The 3,995-nt window shown below is 70.1% G+C and carries 1 protein-coding gene and 1 pseudogene; one reads left to right on the top strand and one right to left on the bottom strand.

The window, feature by feature from the left end; translation table 11 throughout:
• Positions 1 to 804: acyl-CoA desaturase (locus ACY45C_RS16345; RefSeq protein ID WP_462188446.1), on the bottom strand; the 804-nt coding region annotated here is incomplete at its 3' end.
• A 654-nt stretch (positions 805 to 1,458) separates the two neighbouring features.
• Between ACY45C_RS16345 and ACY45C_RS16340 the strand changes: the two are divergent.
• A pseudogene (locus ACY45C_RS16340) lies at positions 1,459 to 3,965 on the top strand (DEAD/DEAH box helicase).
• The last annotated feature ends 30 nt before the right edge of the window (positions 3,966 to 3,995 follow it).

The following is a 3,995-nucleotide window of genomic DNA, read 5'->3' as shown; positions in this document are numbered from 1 at the left end:
GGCGCTGGGATCGATCTGGCCGGGCAGGACGCCGTGGCGGGCGCTGGTGGGGTCGGCGTGGTGCAGGTTGTGCCACGACTCCCCCAGCGAGGGTATGGCCAGCCACCACACGTTGCTGGAGCGGTCCCGGGCCGCGAACGGTCGGGTGCCGATCGTGTGGCAGATTGAGTTGATGGAGAAGGTGACGTGGTGCAGCAGCACGATACGGACCAGCGCCCCCCAGAACAGCGCGGTCGCCGCCCCGGTCCAGGACATGCTCCACAGGCCACCGACCAGCGGCGGCAGCAGCACCGAGGCGGCGACGAGCCAGGGGAACCGGGCCGAGATCGCCGCGATGTCCCGATCGGCGAGCAGATCCGGGCAGAACTTCTCCGGCGCGGTCCGTTCCGGGTGGAAAAGCCATCCGACATGGGCGTGTAGGAACCCTTTCGCCAGGCCCCTGCCGTGATGACCGAAACGCCACGGTGAATGCGGATCGGCCGCCTGGTCGGAGTATTTGTGATGCCGCCGGTGAGCCGCGACCCAGTCGGTCACCCCCATTTCGATGGCGAGGCTCCCGGCGACGGCGAGGATTATCCGCAGCGGCCGGCCGGTCCGGAAGGAACCATGCGTGAACAGCCGGTGGTAGCCCACGGTGACACCGAATCCGGTGATCAGGTACATGACGGCGCCGATGACCAGGTCGTGCCAGCCCAGCCCCCATCCCCAGGCCAGCGGGACCGCGGCGAGCAGGGCAAGCAGGGGCACGACGATGAAGAACGCGAGCAGGACCTGCTCACCGAGGGTCTTCGGCTGGTCCGCCAGGTCGGGGCGGGTCGACCGCCTCGGCCTGGCGGCCCTGGCCGGGAGCGGCGGCCCCGACGGCAGGGTCGGGGCGGGGCGGGGCCGGCCCGGCGGACACCCGTCGTAGTCACCGGGCCGGGGTGCGGCAACGCGCGCCGCAGCGGAACCGAGGGTGCCCGAACCGAGGGCGGCGGAACCGAGGGCGGTCGTCGTGGGGATGGATTTGGCCGTACCGGACGCGGTAGCCGTACCGGCAACCGTACCGGACGCGGTGGCGGTAGATTTTATGATAATGGCCTCGGTGCTGCCAGATGCAGCGGCAGAGGCGACGATGGCCGACTGCAGTTCGGATTCACGGGACACGTGTTTCCCTCCGTGTCTGGGGGATTGTCAGTGCTACCTGTGGTCGGTTTTCCGGATCGGGGCGTTGGTGCTACCCGCCAGAACCGGGTTGGGTGTACCCCCGCATCGAGGCGTGGAAAGCGGACTTCACGAACACCGCCCACTCCGGGTAACAGAGCGTCACGGACCGCCCACCCGAAAGCCGTGGGCGGCGTTCATCAGGCACGATCGAACGACCATGACACTCACCGACCACCTTCCCCCGACTTCCGGCACCGGCCATGACGGCGAACGGGCCCCCACCCGAAGGACCCCGACTCGAAGAACCCGGACCTGACCGGCCCCGGCGGCGGGCCTGATCCCGACGCACTCTATGACGCGTTCACCGAGTGGGTCGCAGAGCAGGGGCTGGAGCTGTACCCGGCACAGTCCGAGGCGCTGATCGAGATCGTCTCGGGGTCGAACGTGATCCTGGCGACGCCGACCGGGTCGGGCAAGAGCCTGGTCGCGGCGGGGGCGCACTTCGCGGCGCTGGCGGCGCGGCGGCGTACCTTCTACACCGCGCCGATCAAGGTGCTGGTGTCGGAGAAATTCTTCGCGTTGTGCGCGATGTTCGGCGCGGCGCAGGTCGGGATGATGACCGGGGACGCCAGCGTGAACGATACGGCGCCGATCATCTGCTGCACGGCGGAGGTGCTGGCGAACATCGCGCTGCGCGACGGGGTCGCCGCCGACGTCGGTCAGGTCGTCATGGACGAGTTCCACTACTACGCCGATCCCGACCGCGGCTGGGCCTGGCAGGTGCCGCTGCTGGAACTGCCGCACACCCAGTTCATCCTGATGTCGGCGACGCTCGGCGACGTGTCGCTGTTCGAGGCGGACCGGGCGCGGCACCGCGGTGGTGCGCTCCGCGCAGCGTCCGGTGCCGCTGTTCTACCGGTTCGTCACCACGCCGATGCACGAGACGATCGGTGAGCTGCTGGAGACCCACCAGGCCCCCGTCTACGTCGTGCACTTCACCCAGGCGCAGGCGTTGGAACGGGCGCAGGCGCTGATGAGCGTGAACGTGTCGACCCGGGCGGAGAAGGACGCGATCGCGAGGACGATCGGGAACTTCCGGTTCACCGCCGGGTTCGGCAAGGTGCTGTCCCGGCTGGTCCGCCACGGCATCGGGGTGCATCACGCCGGGATGCTGCCAAAGTACCGCCGGCTGGTGGAGCAACTCGCCCAGGCGGGGCTGCTGAAGGTCATCTGCGGCACGGACACCCTGGGGGTGGGGATCAATGTGCCGATCCGCACGGTGGTGTTCACCTCCCTGTCGAAGTACGACGGGAGCAGGGTGCGGCTGCTGTCGGCGCGGGAGTTCCACCAGATCGCCGGGCGGGCCGGCTACGACCCGGTCGGCAACGTCGTCGTGCAGGCCCCCGAGCATGTGATCGAGAACGAACGCGCGTTGGCGAAGGCCGGGGACGATCCGAAGAAGCGGCGCAAGGTGGTCCGCAAGAAACCCCCCGAGGGCAGCGTCGGGTACGGCCTGGCGACGTTCGAACGGCTCGTCGCGGCCGAACCCGAGCCGTTGACCTCCCAGTTCACCGTGAACCACGCGATGCTGCTCAATGTGATCAACCGGCCGGGGGACGCATTCGCGTCGATGCGCCACCTGCTCACCGACAACCATTCGGATCGCGCCACCCAGCGCCGGCTGATCCACCGGGCGATCGCGATCTACCGGGCGCTGCTGGCGGCCGGGGTGGTGGAGCGCCTCGACACCCCCCGACGAGCTGGGCCGCAGCGTGCGGGTGACGGTGGACCTACAGCTCGACTTCGCGCTCAACCAGCCGCTGTCCCCGTTCGCGCTGGCCGCGCTGGAGCTGCTCGACCCGGCCTCCCCCTCCTATGCGCTGGATGTGCTCTCGGTGCTGGAGGCGACCCTGGACAATCCCCGGCAGGTGCTGCACGCCCAGCTGTCGAAGGCGAAGGGGGAAGCGGTCGCGGCGATGAAGGCCGAAGGCGTCGACTACGACCGGCGGATGGAGCTGCTGGAGGAGGTCAGCTATCCCCAGCCGCTGGCGGAACTGCTGGGCGCGGCGTTCGGCCTGTACCGGCGGGGGCATCCCTGGGTCGACGATTACGAGCTGGCGCCGAAGTCGGTGGCGCGGGAGCTCTACGAGCGGGCGATGACGTTCGCCGAGTACGTGGCGTTCTACGGGCTGGCCCGCTCCGAGGGGCTGCTGCTGCGCTACCTGGCCGACGCCTACAAGGCGCTGCGCCAGACGGTGCCCGAGGACGCCCGCACCGAGGAGGTCGTCGACCTGACCGAGTGGCTGGGGGACCTGGTCCGCCAGACCGACTCGAGCCTCCTCGACGAGTGGGAGCGGCTGAGCAACCCGGCCGGGGACGGTGCGGGCGCCGCGGGCGGTGGTGGCGTCGACGGGCGGCCACCGGCGGTCACGGGCAACATCCGGGCGTTTCGGGTGCTGGTGCGCAACGCGCTGTTCCGCCGGGTCGAGCTCGCCGCGCTGCGCCGCTACGACACGCTCGGTGAGCTCGACGGCGGGTATGACGGCGGGTTCGACGCCGACGGGTGGCGGGCGGCGTTGGAGCCGTACTTCGCCGAGCATGGCGAGATCGGGACCGGTCCGGACGCGCGGGGGCCGGGTCTGCTCATCCTCGACGAGAAGCCGGGGACGCCGGGGGCGCCGGGGATGTGGACGGCGCGGCAGATCTTCGACGACCCGGCCGGGGACCATGACTGGGGCTTCAGCGCGGAGATCGACCTGGCCGCCTCGGACGAGGCGGGGGTCGCGGTGGTCCGGGTCACCGCCGTCGACCGACTCTGACGCCCGTAGAGGAACACGAAATCCGTTCCC

It is taken from the genome of Frankia sp. CcWB2, assembly GCF_977927585.1.
The sequence above is the reverse complement of the archived record's forward strand: the minus strand, read 5'-3'. Positions and strand labels throughout refer to the sequence as shown.